Origin of the sequence: Oceanospirillum maris DSM 6286 (assembly GCF_000422865.1) — a bacterium.
GTDB classification, from domain to species: Bacteria; Pseudomonadota; Gammaproteobacteria; order Pseudomonadales; family Halomonadaceae; genus Oceanospirillum; species Oceanospirillum maris.
Genome location: NZ_AUGW01000014.1, coordinates 63256 through 78633, shown reverse-complemented (window position 1 = coordinate 78633; position 15378 = coordinate 63256). Strand labels below are relative to the sequence as shown.

Annotated in this window: 12 protein-coding genes; 6 read left to right on the top strand and 6 right to left on the bottom strand. The window is 46.2% G+C overall.

The genetic code is table 11. The features are described from left to right. Positions 1 to 202: 202 nt before the first annotated feature. Entirely contained in the window at positions 203 to 1372 is a 1170-nt protein-coding gene (locus tag G517_RS0106730) for an isovaleryl-CoA dehydrogenase (RefSeq protein WP_036590683.1), read from the bottom strand. 396 nt (positions 1373 to 1768) lie between these two features. Here G517_RS0106730 and G517_RS0106725 point away from each other — a divergent pair, with 396 nt between their 5' ends. Further along, positions 1769 to 2458 (top strand): pseudouridine synthase, encoded by a 690-nt coding sequence (locus G517_RS0106725; RefSeq protein WP_028303769.1) that lies wholly within the window; start codon positions 1769 to 1771, stop codon positions 2456 to 2458. Positions 2459 to 2536: 78 nt separating this feature from the next. On the opposite strand, the gene G517_RS0106720 is transcribed toward G517_RS0106725, so the two are convergent. The 5 genes from G517_RS0106720 to G517_RS0106700 all read right to left on the bottom strand — a co-directional run bounded on the left by G517_RS0106720 (position 2537) and on the right by G517_RS0106700 (position 9286). After that, entirely contained in the window at positions 2537 to 4492 is a 1956-nt protein-coding gene (locus G517_RS0106720; protein WP_028303768.1) for a methyl-accepting chemotaxis protein, read from the bottom strand. A 312-nt stretch (positions 4493 to 4804) separates the two neighbouring features. Then, complete coding sequence (locus G517_RS18105; RefSeq protein WP_051206179.1) at positions 4805 to 5680, bottom strand: class I SAM-dependent methyltransferase; 876 nt, start codon at positions 5678 to 5680, stop codon at positions 4805 to 4807. Between the two features lie 184 nt (positions 5681 to 5864). Further along, positions 5865 to 7550: an AMP-binding protein gene (locus G517_RS0106710; RefSeq protein ID WP_028303767.1), complete on the bottom strand. Its 1686-nt coding sequence runs from the start codon at positions 7548 to 7550 to the stop codon at positions 5865 to 5867. 172 nt (positions 7551 to 7722) lie between these two features. Continuing rightward, a complete protein-coding gene (locus tag G517_RS0106705; protein WP_028303766.1) occupies positions 7723 to 8145 on the bottom strand; it encodes a MerR family transcriptional regulator in 423 nt (140 codons plus the stop codon). A 259-nt stretch (positions 8146 to 8404) separates the two neighbouring features. Further along, positions 8405 to 9286 (bottom strand): AraC family transcriptional regulator, encoded by an 882-nt coding sequence (locus G517_RS0106700; protein WP_028303765.1) that lies wholly within the window; start codon positions 9284 to 9286, stop codon positions 8405 to 8407. Positions 9287 to 9478: 192 nt separating this feature from the next. Between G517_RS0106700 and G517_RS0106695 the strand changes: the two genes are divergently transcribed. The 5 genes from G517_RS0106695 to mmsB all read left to right on the top strand — a co-directional run bounded on the left by G517_RS0106695 (position 9479) and on the right by mmsB (position 15308). After that, a complete protein-coding gene (locus G517_RS0106695; RefSeq protein ID WP_028303764.1) occupies positions 9479 to 10972 on the top strand; it encodes a CoA-acylating methylmalonate-semialdehyde dehydrogenase in 1494 nt (497 codons plus the stop codon). A gap of 270 nt (positions 10973 to 11242) precedes the next feature. Next, complete coding sequence (locus G517_RS0106690) at positions 11243 to 12409, top strand: acyl-CoA dehydrogenase family protein (RefSeq protein WP_028303763.1); 1167 nt, start codon at positions 11243 to 11245, stop codon at positions 12407 to 12409. Then, positions 12406 to 13218 carry an enoyl-CoA hydratase gene (locus tag G517_RS0106685; RefSeq protein ID WP_036590681.1) on the top strand — a complete coding sequence of 271 codons (813 nt, stop codon included), beginning with the start codon at positions 12406 to 12408 and terminating at the stop codon, positions 13216 to 13218. Before G517_RS0106690 ends, G517_RS0106685 begins: the two co-directional genes overlap by 4 nt. 36 nt (positions 13219 to 13254) lie before the next feature. Next, complete coding sequence (locus G517_RS0106680; RefSeq protein WP_036590679.1) at positions 13255 to 14367, top strand: enoyl-CoA hydratase/isomerase family protein; 1113 nt, start codon at positions 13255 to 13257, stop codon at positions 14365 to 14367. A 50-nt stretch (positions 14368 to 14417) separates the two neighbouring features. Continuing rightward, positions 14418 to 15308, top strand: a complete 891-nt coding sequence (gene mmsB, locus G517_RS0106675; protein WP_028303760.1) for a 3-hydroxyisobutyrate dehydrogenase — start codon at positions 14418 to 14420, stop codon at positions 15306 to 15308. Positions 15309 to 15378 lie beyond the last annotated feature (70 nt).

The following is a 15378-nucleotide window of genomic DNA, read 5'->3' as shown; positions in this document are numbered from 1 at the left end:
AGACAGACTGACCATCGTCGTGCAGGGGGGGGAGTCAATCTGCCTTACCAGACCTGCGCCCGAGTCTTACTCGCCCACTGTCTATAAAAAGGGCTTGTATTAAAATGTGTATTAAAAAGAGTAAGATCGGAAATAGGGTTGGGTATTCAGAAACGCGGGCTGGTTTATCAGCCCGCAGAAAGACTATCCTTTAATGAATCGCTTATTTCGATTCCATAAAGATTTCACGGCCAATCAGCATACGACGCACTTCCGACGTACCGGCACCAATTTCATACAGCTTGGCATCGCGCAGTAAACGACCAGTAGGGAACTCATTGATATAACCGTTACCGCCCAGCAGCTGAATAGAATCCAGTGCCACTTGGGTGGCTTTCTCTGCACAATAAAGAATGACACCGGCAGCATCTTTACGGCTGGTTTCACCGCGATCACAGGCACGGGCAACCGCATAGAGGTAAGATTTACAGGCATTCATCGTGGTGTACATATCCGCCACTTTACCTTGAACCAACTGGAACTCACCGATGGACTGACCAAACTGCTGGCGGTCATGTAGGTAAGGCACCACAACATCCATCGCCGCTTGCATAATGCCTGTAGGGCCACCGGTTAGAACCGTACGTTCGTAGTCTAGGCCGCTCATCAATACGCGAACGCCTTTGCCGACTTCGCCCAATACGTTTTCTTCTGGTACTTCACAGTCAACAAAAACCAATTCACAGGTGTTAGAACCGCGCATTCCCAGTTTGTCTAACTTCTGATGACGGCTAAAACCAGGGAAATCACGCTCAACGATAAAAGCGGTAATACCTTTGGAACCAGCAGAGGTATCGGTTTTGGCATAGATCACATAAGTGTTGGCGTCAGGGCCATTGGTGATCCACATTTTGTTGCCGTTTAGAATATAACGGTCGCCTTTTTTATCAGCCCGCAGCTTCATGCTAACCACATCAGAACCGGCACCTGGCTCAGACATCGCCAGCGCACCAATATGCTCACCGGAAACCAGCTTAGGCAAGTACTTTTCTTTCTGCGCTTGATTACCGTTAATTTTGATTTGGTTAACACACAGGTTAGAGTGCGCGCCATAGGACAGGCCTACAGAGGCAGAGGCACGGGAGATCTCTTCCATCGCGATAACATGAGCCAAATAGCCCATATCAGAACCGCCAAACTCTTCAGGGACAGTAATACCCAATAAACCCATATCACCGAATTTGCGCCATAAGTCCGCAGGAAACTCGTTGTCGATATCAATTTGCTCAGCGCGAGGTGCGATCTCTTCTGTTGCGAAACGGTTTACCTGCTCGCGCAGCATGTCGTAGGTCTCGCCAAGATCAAAGTTGAATTCTTTGTAAATGGTTTTCATGGTGATGCCCCTTTCTTCTTTATTTGTTGTTGTCTCGTGGCCGGTGTTTCGCATTGTGGATGGTGAAAGTCACCGGCACTAAAATAATCAGATAAGGTAAATTTAATCTAAGTTGACGTTAACGTAAAGGGAAAATTTTAATAGACGTTTGATAAGAGGGATATAGATACGCAGTGATGGCCAGTAAGCTGGCTCGCTTTGTCTGACTTAATGCTCGGTTTACCTGATTAAGCAAATTAGATAAGCTGCAAAATCAATGCATTATGGAAGCCGTGATTGCCCATTGTTTTTAAGAGCACAGGCGCGCGGTTTTTTTATCCCTGATAGTGGTTGGTATTCTAAATAAAATAGGGTAACGAGGCTGTAGAAAAACCTCCCGAACAATGTTGCTTAAATATGCGTCTCGATAAGTTTGTTTGTAAAAGTACTGCGTTAACACGCTCTGAAGCGACAGCACAGATTAATGCTGGGCGCGTGAAGGTTAATGGTGAGGCGGTTGTTAAGGAAAGAACTCAGGTGCATGAGAGTAACCGCATCACTCAGGATGGAGTGGTTCTGGCGCCTCGGCCTTTTCGCTATATTCTTTTGCATAAACCCGCTGGTACGGTTTGCTCTAATATTGATGAAGCGTACCCTTCGGTGTTCCGGTGTCTTGATCTGGAGCGCACGGATGAGTTGCATATTGCAGGCCGCTTGGATGCTGATACCACCGGCTTGGTTTTGATAACGGATGATGGGCGTTGGTCGTTTGATATTATCCGGCCTGACCAACGGTGTGAGAAAGTCTACCGGGTAGGGTTATCGCAACCTATTGCTGACGATGTGGCGGATAGATTTAAGCGGGGACTGTCATTACAGGGTGAAGATCAGCTAACCTTGCCTGCTCGGTTGCAAATAGTGACGCCAACGGAGGTGCTGTTGACGATCACGGAAGGGCGATTTCATCAGGTAAAACGCATGTTCGCAGCGGTGGGGAACCGTGTGGTGTCTTTGCATCGTGAGAAAATCGGTAAAATAAATTTAGATATTGATGTAGGGCAGTGGCGTGCTTTAACAGAGGATGAAGTGCTGTCGTTTTCAAGCTAAGCCGATACGGCGTGTCGATTTTTTATAAATGCTGATTCATCAGTATTGGTGCTAAAAGCCCCTTGCGGGGCTTTTGCTTTAAATAGCCTGTGCCACATGCTCCATCTCTTGACCTGCATTGGCCATTGAGGCGCTCTGTTGCGTGATTTGAGCGGTCTCTTCCTGTAATACCGCAACGGCTTCGGCCAAATGGCGGATGTTATTGTTCACTTCCTCCATTGTCGCTTGCTGCTCCTCTGTGGCACTGGCAATTTGTAGGTTCATCTGCTCTAGATTCGCAACCGACCCTTGGATATCTGTTAGTGCTTGCTCCGCTTGCTGCGAACGCTCTACCGTATCGACGGCTTCTTTTGCACCATCATCCATGGTGCTAATGGCGTGGGTGATTAATCCGCGCAGTTCTTGGATCACCACTTGAGTTTTTTCCGTTGAGTGACGGGTTTGTTCCGATAGGGTGCGGACTTCATCAGCAACGACCGCAAAACCACGGCCGTGTTCGCCAGCCCGTGCTGCTTCAATGGCAGCGTTAAGCGCTAGCAAGTTGGTTTGTTCAGCAATGCCGGTAATGCTATCGAGTACTTCGCCAATCTGTTCGCTCGATTGATGCAGTTGCTTCAGCTCTTCTGCCGCACCGCTAATTCGAGTAGACAGAGACGTGATCTGCTTTTGGTTCTCAACTAATGCGATATGGCCTTTGTTTGCTTGTTCTTTAACGCGTACGCTTTCATCTGAGGCCAGTTGTGCATTATGGGCAACTTCTTCAAAGGTGGCCGTCAGTTGGTTAGCGGCGGAGGCGACCTGATCCATCTCTTGAGACTGAGTGGTTACTTGCTTGCCTAGTGTGCTGCCGGTGTTCTCTAGTGCTTTTGAAGCTTGGGATAGCTCCCCTGCAACCCCAATAATACGGTCAACGGATACACTTAACTTTTCCATAAAGCGGTTGAAACTGTTGGTTACCGCTTGGATCTCACGGGGGCCAGAGGCTTCTAGTCGCGCGCTGATACCACTGTCGTTGCTACTGACGACCTCCATTGCGGTGGCTAGTTTTGCAATAGGCTTAGCTAGGGATATGCTTGCCATAACAACTAGGGCAACAATAATGATGAGCCCGCCCAGCATAATAAGAACGAGCAGACTGGATAAACGGTTGGCACTGGCATAAAGCTCTTTTGTCGGTACGGATACACCAAACGTCCAGCTTGGTGTGTTTTTGATCTGTGAGAAAATCATCGTGGCAGGTTCGCCCTGAATGTTCAGAATTTCACCAGTGCCGCTTTCCCCTGCAACCATGCGTTTTCCATGGGCATCTAAGCCCGTAAAACCATCTTTATCTGCATTGGTGACGTTGACTGTCATTCGGGCTTTTTCAGAGGGATGGGCGACAATAAGCCCTGTACCATCGACAATCCAAGCATAGCTGTTGTCCGTTAGCTCAGTGTTGACCGTAATTTGACTGAGTACTTCCAAGGTGATGGTAATGGCTAAAATACCAATCACATCGCCTTGGTCGTTTTTAATTGACCTTGCCACTACCGATATAGGATTGTTTGTTGTTTTGGATACAATTGGATTGGTTAAAACACTGGATACTTTGCCGCTGAGCAGATCTTTTACATATTGGCGCTGACTAAGATCGGCAACCCCCATTTTGCCGTTCTTGGACATAAACGTTGCCTGTGAGCGAGTATCCACAAAGAAAATCATCTCCGCCAGCTTCATTTGAGATAAATTACCCCTAAACCATGTTTCTAGCGCCTGGTCTCTTCGATTAGAGATGAGCATCGGGGTTGACGCTAGCATGGCCACTTCTTCCTGTAATCCGGCGAGAATGGCACTAACCTCTGCAGCATGGCCCTCTACAACTTGAGCGCCTGAATGCAGCATGATTTCAGAGGTTTCATCTTTGATCTCACTATAAATCCAGAAGGTTAGGCCAACCATTAAAACAATAATGGGAAGCATAACCGTGAGAAGCATTTGGGTTAGTAATGGGGTTCCTGACGCAGAACGAATAGACATTCCTTGGGCGCTCATAGTGGCTTATCTCCTTGGGTGTTACTTTTAATTATTATTTTCTGATGTGTAAATCCATTAGGGCATCAACTCCTGTTGATGCTAAGCCGCGGTAGCTCTATCGGCCTATTTGATATTAGGAATATGTTATTGAAACTATTTAACTAAGACCAGCATTTTTAAGGGGTTTTAGATATTTCTACGACTTATTTATAACAGTATTGATAGTCTTTTGCTGGGCAGGGGGATATCGCAGATAAGCGGGCTGACAAAGCGTTGATTCACCTCAAACAAGGTGGCTTTTTTTGGATTTTCGAGGGGATTCTTAGAGTGCTATTTTTTGATAAAAATAGCCTCAACGACCCGTACTTTATCCGTGGCGAGGTTGGCCATTACGTTTTTACCCATCTGGATAAATCGCTCACCAAAAATCAGCTTGGGATTTAGGGGGGATTTTTGCTGGGTTTTTCCTTGATCGCTTTGCCCTGCCTCCCTTTGGGTATGCTTATTGCGCCATGCTAGAGCATCTTCGCTCACATTGTGTATGCTTGCTAAAGTAAAACCTGCTTGCTCTAACAATGCAATAAGGGCTTGTTGTTGAGGTAGGTCGCTGTGCTCCGGTTGGGATGCCCACGGAACGGGTAAGGCGAGAGCTTCTAAATTATCCCCAGCGATCACCTCGTGCAGTAATAGCTTGCCGTTAGGCTTTAAGCTATTAAACAGTGTGTTAAGTAGTGATACTTTATCTGGGATATTCATTAGAGTGTGCTGACTAATGATCACATCTTGGCTGGCAGCGGCAACATGTGGCAGGCAGGCATCCCCGCAGATAGAGTGAATATTCTGATAGTTCATGAGGTTATTGATCTGCTGGCAAGCGAAAGTGAAGCTTGAAGTGATATCGACAGCAGTGATGTGACAGTTGCTCTGTTTTTTTAGCTGATCTGCGATAAGACGAGCGGTACCACCCAAGCCTGCACCAATTTCTAGTACATGGCTTTGTGAGGGTAATTCTGCCCGTTGTAATAGGTTTTGGGTCGCTTTTCGTCCGCCTATATGCAGTTGATCAATAGGGGCGAGTAAGTCTGCCGTTAGTTTAGATAAATCAATAGAGGCATCTGTTAAGCTATTGGTGATTTTTTGCCATAAGGCGTGGTCAAGGCAATCCTGTGCTGGGCTTTCTTGATAATGCTGTGCGATATCGGTCATTCGAATATGACTCCCTTGTGTTTTTCACTACTGTCGACCTTTGACAATATATTCGACTATTGAAAGTTCATCGGCCATTAAAAGCCAAAAAAGCGACCCTTCTTTTAAACAACGCTTTAAACAGTTCTGGCGATTAACTGCGCTTAATATAGAAGGGCCGATTTTATCGGTAGCGCTTAAAAAGCTAGTCTTCTAAGCCTAACTCTTCAGTACTGATTTCACGCATTTTAAACTTCTGGATTTTTCCGGTGACGGTCATCGGAAAATCACGGGTGATTTTAAAGTAACGCGGTACTTTAAAGTGGGCGATTTTACCTTTACAGAACGCACGAATCTCGTCTTCACTAAGGTCTTTACCTTCGTGCAGAGAAACCCAAGCCATTACTTCTTCACCGTATTTCTGATCAGGTACACCGATTACCTGAACATCACTGACATCAGGATGGGTATAAAGAAACTCTTCAACTTCGCGAGGGTAAATATTTTCGCCGCCACGGATGATCATATCTTTGATTCGACCCGTAATGGCAACGTAGCCCTCTTCATCCATTTCCGCTAAATCACCGGTGTGCATCCAGCCATTTTCAATAGATTTGGCGGTAGCTTCTTCGTTATTCCAGTAGCTAAGCATCACACTATAACCTCGGGTGCATAGCTCACCTTTTTCGCCGCGCTCAACCACATGACCGGTTTCAGGATCAACTAGCTTGACTTCAAGGTGTGGGTGAATCGTACCTACAGTGGAAACCCGTTTTTCAATGGGGGCATCCATTTTGGTCTGGAAGCTCACAGGGCTGGTTTCTGTCATGCCATAGCAGATGGTGACATCTTTCATATGCATCTTAGCGATAACTTTTTTCATCACTTCGATTGGACAGATAGAACCTGCCATGATGCCTGTGCGTAGCGTGCTTAAATCGAAACTTTCGAAATCAGGGTGCTCTAGTTCGGCAATAAACATGGTAGGCACGCCGTAAAGTGCGGTGGCCTTCTCTTCAGCAACCGCCTGAAGAGTCGTAACGGGATCAAAACCAGCGGCGGGATAGATCATGGTCGCACCGTGGGTAATACACCCCAAGTTGCCCATCACCATGCCAAAGCAGTGGTATAGCGGTACTGGAATCACCATGCGGTCTTGATCGTTTAGATCCATACCTCGGGCAACAAAGTAGCCGTTGTTCAGAATATTATGATGGCTTAAGGTTGCGCCTTTAGGAGCACCGGTTGTCCCTGAGGTGTACTGAATATTGATAGGGTCATCGAACTGCAGGCTAGATTGTAGCTCGCGTAGTTCCGCATCCGTTACTTGGTCATGCATCGACATTAAGTCAGACCATGTCCACATGCCTTCTGTGGCTAAGTCATCTTCTAGGCAGATAACACGTTTTAGCTGAGGTAGCTTATCGGAATGGAACTCAGCAGGAATACTATTACGCAGCTCTGGCGCTAGTTCGCAGATCATATTAACATAATGAGAAACTTTGAATTCACCCTGTAAGATTAAGGTGCTGGCGCCAGACTGTTTCAGAGCATATTCCAGCTCATGGGTACGATAGCTTGGATTAATATTAACAAGAATAGCGCCCATCTTTGCGGTAGCAAATTGAGTGATACACCATTCCGCACAGTTAGGTGCCCAAATGCCGACTCGATCACCTTTTTTAACCCCCATATGCAGTAATGCTTTGGCGCAGCGGTTAACCTCTGCTTGAAGCTCTTGATAGGTATAGCGCAAATTTTGATGGCGCGAGATCAGAGCGTCATTGCAGGGAAATTTAGTGGCGGTATCATCAAACAGATCGCCAATAGTCTTGCCAATTAAGGGTGTATCGCTAATGCCACTTACGTAGCTCATTGCTTTTGTAGTCATAACCCACCTTCTTAGGTTTGTTTTCTTGTTGTTTTAACACGAGCATGATTACTGCCGCTCGCAAGTCATTTCTCTTTTGCCCGTTTATTTTTTTTATGTCAGGCAGAAGACGATGAATATGTTAATTAAGGCTGTTAAGGCTAATGACGACCGACGCAGGCTTACATGAGGTTTAAACGGATTTTTCTTTCTTTTTAACAACCTCATCAAGTGCTTTTTGACAACGGTCTTGCACTAAACTTAGTTCGGTTTTAACACGATCAATATCTTGTAGCTGTTGCTCTAATTCTGCATTTTTCTGATTAAGAATACCTAAAATAAGGTTTAACTGTTTTTCATCACCCTCAAGGGTGGTGTCATATAAATCAAATAGCTCTTTGGTTTCTGCCAAGCTAAAACCAAGGCGTTTACCCCGTAGCGTTAACATTAGGCGCACGCGGTCTTTCTCGCTGTAAATACGGGTTTGTCCGCTGCGAGCTGGGCTAATTAGCCCTTGCTGTTCGTAAAAACGAATGGTGCGGGTTGTAATATCAAACTCTTTTGACAGTTCGCTAATGCCGTAGGTTTTTTTTGTAATCGATTTTTGTAGGGTCATAGTGTGTCTGCCTGTCAGTTCAGGCTTACTCTATCCAAAGTTTACGTTTACGTAAAGGTGAAAAGTGGCAGTAGCTTAGAAAATAGTAGCGCTTAAAGTGAGCACTTCATCATCGCCAAATAGCTTGGCGAGTGGCGTATTAAGCTAACTGCTTGGAATAATGAGGCATTTTAGCAAAAAAGGGACTGGCCGCGTTAGAGGGGATGATTGTTAGATTGAGGAGAATGATTGTTAAATTGAAGAGGGCGTTATGATGAGATTAATGCCTTTGCTTTCGCCGGTATTGAGTGGGGGCTATCCCCATGACTTTTTTAAACAGACGAGAAAAGTAGTAGCTGTCTTCGTAGCCTAAGCTGTAGCTGATCTCGGTAATGCTCTGTTGGGTGATGTCTAATAGGTAGCAGGCTCTTTCGATCTTTAAGTGCAAAAAATGCTGAATAGGCGTTAGACCTGTCAGTTCTTTGTATTTATTAACAAAGTGAAATTTCGATAGGTTTACCTCTTTTGCTAGGGTATCTAGATCTAGGCGAGTATGCAGGTTTTCTTGCATTAAGGCGTGTACGGTATTGAGATTCAGTTGGCTGCGCCGAGCACTGGTGGTGGTGGGTTTTAATAACGCGATATACGCCAAAATCTGCCGGATTAAACTGGCCGCATAGACCGAAGTGTTAATATTGTACCCTCCTGTGCGGCAGTCGATAAGCTGGTCAAAATCTTGAATCAACTTAGGGTGGCTACCGATATGCTGAAGATAAGCGCCTTTAGAGAAGCCAGCGTGTTCTGCCGCTAAATCGCAATCTTCTCCTTTTAAGTGTAACCAGTAGATGCTCCATGGGTCATCATCTCTTGTTTTATACTGGTGGTTGATTTTGGGTGGCAGTAAGAGCAGATCTCCGGCGACAACTTGATAATACTGGTCTTCCAGCCAAAGGTCTGCGCCACCCTTAACACAATAAATAATCAGGAAATCGTCGTGATCTTGCCGCTTCATCTGATGGCCAAGGGCTTCTTTGTAATTGCCAAATGAAACGGGGTAAAGGCCACAGCTTAAAGGGTGTTGTCGCAACTTATCACGAAGAAACTGTGGAACAAGGTAGCGAATGCTACCAGAGGGAAGCGGCCAATCTGAGGTTTGCGACATTAGTCTGACTCCAAGGCTTTATCTGTTGTAAACAGCAATATAGTCCATTAAGTGGGCAATTTAGTCAATCCTTGCCTTTCGACCCCTGTGCTAGTTTACATATATCCAAGCAACCGCTAGGTTTGTCTTAGCCGTAGCAATTAAAGACTAACAACAATAAAACCGGTTAACCGGACAGAAAAAGGTGAAATCATGACTAAGAAAGTTCCGCTATTTATTGATGGTGAATTTATACAGAGTAAGTCTGATAAATTCATGCCGGTAACCAATCCTGCGACTCAAGAAGTACTGTGTGAAGTTCCTTTTGCAACTCAAAGTGAAATGGAAGCCGCTTACGCGAGTGCTAAGGCAGCATTTGAAATCTGGAAAGAAACACCTATTTCTGAGCGTGCTCGTGTGATGATGCGCTATCAAGCGTTGCTGAAAGAGCATCACGATGAAATTGCAGAAATTCTAAGCTCTGAAACAGGTAAAACCTTTGAAGATGCGAAAGGCGATCTGTGGCGCGGCATCGAAGTGGTTGAACATGCGGCAAATATCCCAAGTTTGATGATGGGTGAGACGGTAGAAAACGTTGCCCGTGAAATTGATACCTACAGCTATATTCAACCGCTAGGTGTTTGTGCTGGTATTACACCGTTTAACTTCCCTGCGATGATTCCGCTGTGGATGTACCCAATGGCGATCGCTTCCGGTAACACCTTTATTCTTAAACCGTCAGAGCAAGATCCGCTAACGCCAACTCGTCTTGCGGAACTGTTTGTTGAAGCGGGTGCCCCTAAAGGTGTTTTACAGGTTATTCATGGTGGTAAAGAGCAGGTCGATTTCTTGCTGCACCATCCTGATATCCGTGCGATTTCGTTTGTCGGTTCTGTCCCTGTTGGTCAGTACATTTATAAAACCGGTACTGACAATCTGAAGCGCGTACAAAGCTTCGCTGGTGCTAAAAACCACATGGTTGTTATGCCAGATGCCGCCAAACAGCGTGTGATCAATAATATTGCAGGTGCCTCTGTCGGTGCTGCGGGTCAGCGCTGTATGGCGATTTCGGTCACGATCTTAGTCGGTGAAGCTCGCGAATGGAAACACGAGATCAAAGAAGCACTGATGCAGGCCCGTCCAGGTGCTTGGGATGATCCAGCGGCAAGTTATGGCCCTGTGATTAGCCCACAAGCGAAAGAGCGTGTTTGCAGTCTGATCCAGAAAGGCGTTGATGAAGGTGCAGAGCTGCTGTTAGATGGCCGTGATGTTGTGGTTGAAGGTTATCCTGATGGTAACTGGATTGGCCCAACCTTGTTTGCTGGTGTAAAACCAGACATGACGATCTACAAAGATGAAATCTTTGGCCCTGTATTGTGCTTGGTAGAAGTAGACACACTGGATGAAGCGATTGAGCTGATCAATAACTCACCATACGGTAACGGCACGTCTATGTTTACTGCTTCTGGTGCGGCGGCGCGTAAGTTCCAGCATGAGATTGAAGTGGGTCAGGTGGGGATTAATATTCCAATTCCTGTGCCGCTACCTTTCTTCTCATTCACGGGCTGGAAAGGTTCTTTCTACGGTGATCAGCATGCTTACGGTAAGCAAGCGGTTCGTTTCTATACTGAAACGAAGACGATTACAGCTCGTTGGTTTAACGAAGATATCGAATCTGGCCCTAACTTCTCGATTAACTTGAAGTAAGCCGCTAGAAAGAGCAGAGAAGGCTGCCCCCTTCTTTGCTCTTATACTCTTTATATTTACTCTTTTATTTTGTCCTGATTGCAGTTAACGTAAACGTCATCTATTTTTAAAGTTCAGTCGGTCTGTTTTTGGTGTTATCAATTTGGAATTATCAAAAAGAGGTTTCTTAATAAAATAAAAAGAGACAAGAGACTGGTTTTTGAAAAGTGTTGAGTGGGACATCCATTAAAACGTCCATTAAAACGACAACGACAGCCAATGGTATAAATTATGGATTTTAATTTATCTGAAGATCAGATCGCCTTTCGTGATGCAGCGCGATCTTTTGCTCAAAATGAGATGGCTCCCCATGCAGCTCAATGGGATGCAGAGCATATTTTTCCTATTGATGTGATCAAAAAAGCCGGTGAAATGGGATTTTGCGGTATCTATGTGCCAGAAGAAGCCGGTGGCATGGGGCTAAGCCGATTAGATGCCAGTGTCATTATCGAAGAACTCGCTATGGGGTGTACCTCAACGACCGCCTATATCACCATTCACAATATGGCAACGTGGATGATCGCAAGCTTTGCGGCAGAAGACTTACGAGATGAGTTTGCTCCTGGGATGGCGATGGGTGAAAAGCTGGGTTCTTACTGTTTGACGGAACCTGGTGCAGGCTCTGATGCTGGTGCATTACGCAGTACGGCTCGACGTGATGGGGATGACTATGTGCTCAATGGTAGCAAGATGTTTATCTCCGGCGCAGGCAGTACTGACGTACTGGTTGTGATGGCTCGAACCGGTACTCAGGAAGATGGCGCGAAAGGCATTTCAGCCTTTGTTGTGCCCGCTGATGCTGAAGGCGTCCATTACGGTAAAGCGGAAGAAAAAATGGGTTGGAACAGCCAGCCAACGCGCTTGATCACCTTTGAAGACGTGCGTATCCCTGCCCGCAATATACTGGGTAAAGAGGGCGATGGTTTTAAAATCGCCATGAAAGGTTTAGACGGTGGCCGTATTAATATCGCCACTTGCTCATTAGGTGCAGCACAGGCTGCGGTTAGTGATACGCAACGTTATATGCAAGAGCGTGAGCAGTTCGGTAAGCCGCTAGCAAGCTTTCAGGCGCTGCAATTTAAGTTAGCGGATATGGTGACTCAGTTAGTCGCCTCTCGTCAGATGGTACGCTTGGCAGCTTCTAAGCTGGATGAGAAAGATACCGAAGCAACCCTTTACTGTGCCATGGCAAAACGCTTTGCCACAGATGCTTGTTTTGATGTAACCAATGATGCGATTCAGCTGCACGGTGGTTACGGTTATATTAAAGAATACCCTCTGGAGCGCTATATGCGTGATGCCCGTGTGCATCAGATTCTAGAAGGCACTAATGAAATTATGCGTTTAATTATTTCTCGCCGCGTGATGATGGACGGCGTGTTGGAGGTCATTCGATGAGCATTTCTGATAAGCAAACCGTTAAATCTACGACGGAAAAATTGTTACTGGATATTCAAGGTAATACGGCTGTTATTACGATTAACAACCCTCCAGCGAATACCTGGGATGATGAGAGCCTGCCTGCGCTAAAGCAGTTGGTAGACGACTTAAATGCCGATCGTAATATCTATGCCTTAGTGATTACGGGCCAAGGTGAAAAGTTCTTCTCAGCTGGTGCCGATCTGAATAAATTTGCGGATGGCGATAAGGCGGTTGCTCGTCAAATGGCACGTATTTTTGGTGAAGCCTTTGAAGCGTTGCAAGCTTTCCGTGGCGTGTCTATTGCCGCTATTAACGGTTATGCCATGGGAGGTGGTTTAGAGTGTGCTCTGGCTTGTGATATTCGTATTGCAGAGGAACATGCTCAAATGGCACTGCCAGAGGCTTCTGTTGGTCTACTGCCTTGCGCTGGTGGCACGCAAAATTTATCTTGGCTGGTTGGTGAAGGCTGGGCTAAGCGGATGATCCTGTGTGGTGAGCGTATTACCGCAGAAAAAGCTGAAAAAATCGGCTTGGTTGAAGAGGTTGTTGCTAAAGGCGAGGCGCTATCGACCGCAATCGCTCTGGCACAACGAGTGGCTAAACAAAGCCCTGTTGCTGTTAGCGCCTGTAAAACCTTGGTACACAATGCCCGTGGTAATAATTCATTGGCTGTGGGTTGTATGCAGGAGCGTGAGCTGTTTGTTGACCTGTTTGATACCAAAGACCAGAAAGAGGGTGTTAATGCTTTCTTGGATAAGCGTAAGCCTGAATGGAAGAACGCCTGATCTCTTGGGTGAGGCGCAATGTCTAAGGAGCCTGTAATGTCTGATGCACCAGTAATTTTTGAAGAGTTGGCAACCCATGATGGCAATCTGATCGGGATTGCCACTTTGAATGCACCTAAAGCCCTGAACGCCTTGAGCCTTGAGATGATTGAGGCGATGTATCCGCAGTTTTTGGCTTGGCAGAAAAATGATCAAGTCAAAGCGGTTTGGTTACAGGGCGCTGGCGATAAAGCCTTTTGTGCCGGTGGTGATATCGTTCAGTTGTATAGGTCAATGGTTGAGCATCCTGGTGGTCCTAATCCCTACGCGGAAAAATTCTTCACCGATGAGTACCGTTTAGATCACTTGATTCACACCTTCAACAAGCCGTTTATTCTTTGGGGTAACGGTATTGTGATGGGTGGCGGCTTAGGTCTTATGGCCGGTGCAAGTCATCGTGTGGTGACAGAGTCGGCTCGTATTGCTATGCCAGAAATCACCATCGGTTTATATCCTGATGTGGGTGGTAGCTACTTCTTGAATCGTATGCCAGGGCGCACCGGTCTGTTTTTAGGTTTAACCGGCGCGAGCATTAATGCAGCGGATGCCTTATTCGTTGGCCTAGGCGATCGTTTTGTGACCCATGATCGCCGTGATGCTGCTTTCGATGCGCTTAAGTCTGCCGATTGGTCTACCGATGGGAATACTGTGGTTAATCAGGTGTTACGTCGCTTGGAGGCTGAAAGTCTTGATGCACTGCCTGCGTCTCCAGTGCGTGATCATTTCGATGCCATTCAGCATCTGACTGATGCCGATGATGTTGTTACATTAGTACAGCAAATTACATCAATCAAAACAGAAGATAAATGGCTCTCCCGTGCGGCCTCAACTCTTGCGGCGGGTTCACCAACGTCGATGCATTTAATTGTGCGCCAACTTGAGGCAACGGCTCAAATGTCTCTGGCAGAAGTGTTCCGTGCAGAGTTAAACCTTTCTGTGCAGGCTGCCTGTAAAGGTGAGTTTGCCGAAGGTATTCGTGCCCTGCTGATTGATAAAGATCGCACTCCTAAATGGCACAGTCATGCGGTTAGCGATGTTGATGATGCTTGGCTGAATGGCTTCTTTGCGCCAGTGTGGCCTGAACATGAACATCCGCTGGAAACCCTATAGAACACGCAATAAACAAAATCAAAACAAGAACAAAAGATGGAGATTAACAGATGGCTAAGATTGCATTTATCGGTTTAGGTAATATGGGCGGCCCAATGGCGGTTAATCTGGTTAAAGCAGGCCATGAGGTTACTGTTTTTGATCTGGTTCCTGCTGCGGTTGCAGCTGCAGTTGCTGAAGGTGCTCAGGCGAGTGATTCTGCTGAAGTTGCAGCCAAGGGCAAAGATTTTATTGTATCCATGCTTCCGGCTAGCCAGCATGTTGAAGGCCTATATATTGATGGTACGGGTCTTTTAGATATCGTTGATAAGAATACCGTTATTATTGATTCCAGCACTATCGCGGCAGAGTCTGCTCGCCGTGTTGCTGAAGAAGCCGCTAAGCGTGGCATTAAAATGGTGGATGCACCGGTTTCCGGTGGTGTAGGCGGGGCCGTAGCCGGTACTCTGTCCTTTATCGTTGGCGGTACTACAGAAGCCTTTGAACTCGTTAAGCCTATTCTGGAAGCGATGGGTAAAAATATCTTCCACGCTGGTGATTCCGGTGCCGGTCAGGTCGCTAAAGTGTGTAATAACATGTTGCTAGCAATCCTTATGGCGGGTACCACGGAAGCGATTGGTATGGGCGTTAAAAATGGCCTAGATCCTGCGGTATTGTCAGATATTATGGCGAAAAGCTCCGGCAATAACTGGGCGCTGCAAGTTTATAACCCTTATCCTGGTGTGATGGAAACAGCTCCGGCTTCTAACGGTTATCAAGGCGGTTTTATGGTGGACTTGATGGCAAAAGATCTGGGGTTGGCGTTTGATTCTGCGGTTAAATCTCGTTGCAGTATCCCAATGGGTTCTATGGCTCGCAATTTGTTTGCGATGCATGCGGCCAATGGTAATGGCTCACTCGATTTCTCCAGTATTCAAAAAATGTTTGCTGATCTGGACTAATTAATTCGATCTCTGTGCGCTCTGTATCGGTCTTATTTGTCTATTATTTCGGTTTATATCAGTCTTGTTT

Excerpts from the sequence above, each read along its gene's own strand:
- G517_RS0106725 (WP_028303769.1), top strand. The coding sequence starts at position 1,769 with ATGCGTCTCGATAAGTTTGTTTGTAAAAGTACTGCGTTAACACGCTCT.
- mmsB (WP_028303760.1), top strand. The coding sequence starts at position 14,418 with ATGGCTAAGATTGCATTTATCGGTTTAGGTAATATGGGCGGCCCAATG.
- G517_RS0106700 (WP_028303765.1), bottom strand. The coding sequence starts at position 9,286 with ATGTCGCAAACCTCAGATTGGCCGCTTCCCTCTGGTAGCATTCGCTAC.
- G517_RS0106710 (WP_028303767.1), bottom strand. The coding sequence starts at position 7,550 with ATGACTACAAAAGCAATGAGCTACGTAAGTGGCATTAGCGATACACCC.
- G517_RS0106695 (WP_028303764.1), top strand. The coding sequence starts at position 9,479 with ATGACTAAGAAAGTTCCGCTATTTATTGATGGTGAATTTATACAGAGT.
- G517_RS0106730 (WP_036590683.1), bottom strand. The coding sequence starts at position 1,372 with ATGAAAACCATTTACAAAGAATTCAACTTTGATCTTGGCGAGACCTAC.
- G517_RS18105 (WP_051206179.1), bottom strand. The coding sequence starts at position 5,680 with ATGACCGATATCGCACAGCATTATCAAGAAAGCCCAGCACAGGATTGC.
- G517_RS0106680 (WP_036590679.1), top strand. The coding sequence starts at position 13,255 with ATGTCTGATGCACCAGTAATTTTTGAAGAGTTGGCAACCCATGATGGC.
- G517_RS0106705 (WP_028303766.1), bottom strand. The coding sequence starts at position 8,145 with ATGACCCTACAAAAATCGATTACAAAAAAAACCTACGGCATTAGCGAA.
- G517_RS0106690 (WP_028303763.1), top strand. The coding sequence starts at position 11,243 with ATGGATTTTAATTTATCTGAAGATCAGATCGCCTTTCGTGATGCAGCG.
- G517_RS0106685 (WP_036590681.1), top strand. The coding sequence starts at position 12,406 with ATGAGCATTTCTGATAAGCAAACCGTTAAATCTACGACGGAAAAATTG.
- G517_RS0106720 (WP_028303768.1), bottom strand. The coding sequence starts at position 4,492 with ATGAGCGCCCAAGGAATGTCTATTCGTTCTGCGTCAGGAACCCCATTA.